The 947-nt window shown below is 41.1% G+C and carries 1 protein-coding gene; it reads left to right on the top strand.

Annotated features, from left to right (window positions below; translation table 11 throughout):
- Positions 1-214: 214 nt before the first annotated feature.
- Entirely contained in the window at positions 215-874 is a 660-nt protein-coding gene (locus AB4496_RS18495) for an HAD family phosphatase (RefSeq protein ID WP_009846025.1), read from the top strand.
- Positions 875-947 lie beyond the last annotated feature (73 nt).

Here is a 947-nt window from a genome sequence, read left to right on the forward strand (position 1 = left end):
TAGTTAGTTAAATACATATAGTTAAATACATCGCGTATCAATACTGATTGAATCCATAAGCTGTTGTATTTAAAAACAAGCATGTGTTGATTGTCATAGCCGTGAAATACAACTGCCACTAAAATATGCTCTTAATGTCACAATCCAGTTATAGCATGCAGCCAACTAGAACTCCTTTTTAACCTTAACGAAACTCAACCTGTGAGAGCCTAAGATGTTCAAACCTTTGTATGTATTTGATATGGATGAAACGCTGATCAATGCCGATGCAGCGATGCTTTGGAATGAGTTCTTGGTTGAAAAGGGCATTGCCACTGCGCCCAACTTTATTGATGAAGATAAGCGTTTAATGGGCCTGTATTCGGAAGGCAAATTGAACATGGAAGATTACCTAACATTTTCCATGCAGCCACTCGCGAACATGCCAACAGAGCAAGTTACTACTTTGGTGGAAGAGTGTGTCGAGAAGCATATTTTACCTAAGCAATTCAAGCAGTCGAAACCTTTGATTGAGCAGCTTGAGAATGATGATATCGACATGTTGATCATCTCTGCCAGCGTGACTTTCTTAGTGGAAGCGGTCGGTTGTAAGATTGGTATTGAGAACGCACTCGGTATCGATTTGGTAGAAAACCAAGGCCGCTTCACGTCTCAAATATCAGGTGTGCCAAGCTACCGTGAAGGTAAAGTCACCCGTTTAAAAGAGTGGTTAGACAATCAAGAAACTAACTACTCAGACATTCACTTTTATACCGATTCAATCAACGACTTACCTTTGTGTGAACACGCTGATTTTGCTTACTTGGTAAACCCATGTCCGCGTTTGAAAGCGTTAGCCGATCAACCGAATTGGTCGATTCTCAACTGGGATTAACACGAATCTTATAGTCGAATTAGGTTCGCTCTAGAACTCATCAAGCCGCTGACTACAGCGGCTTTTTTGCATC

It is taken from the genome of Vibrio sp. 10N.222.46.A1, from assembly GCF_041473595.1.
Taxonomy (GTDB): Bacteria; Pseudomonadota; Gammaproteobacteria; order Enterobacterales; family Vibrionaceae; genus Vibrio; species Vibrio tasmaniensis_A.